1 rRNA gene is annotated in these 426 nt (G+C 54.5%); it reads right to left on the bottom strand.

From position 1 onward, the window contains the following. Nucleotides 1-426, bottom strand: a 23S ribosomal RNA gene (locus LDK53_RS14690); the annotation flags it as partial.

Raw genomic sequence — 426 nt, 5'->3', positions numbered from 1 at the left:
TGGGCGGTATCAGCCTGTTATCCCCGGAGTACCTTTTATCCGTTGAGCGATGGCCCTTCCATTCAGAACCACCGGATCACTATGACCTGCTTTCGCACCTGCTCGAGCCGTCACTCTCGCAGTCAAGCTAGCTTATGCCATTGCACTAACCTCCTGATGTCCGACCAGGATTAGCTGACCCTCGTGCTCCTCCGTTACTCTTTGGGAGGAGACCGCCCCAGTCAAACTATCCACCAGACACTGTCCGCAACCCGGATCACGGGTCTACGTTAGAACACCAGCCATTAAAGGGTGGTATTTCAAGGACGGCTCCATGCAGACTGGCGTCCACACTTCAAAGCCTCCCACCTATCCTACACATCAAGGACCAGTGTTCAGTGTCAAGCTATAGTAAAGGTTCACGGGGTCTTTCCGTCTTGCCGCGGG

It is taken from the genome of Enterobacter sp. K16B (assembly GCF_020216105.1).
GTDB lineage: Bacteria > Pseudomonadota > Gammaproteobacteria > Enterobacterales > Enterobacteriaceae > Enterobacter > Enterobacter sichuanensis.
This window is presented reverse-complemented; position numbering and strand designations above follow the sequence as displayed.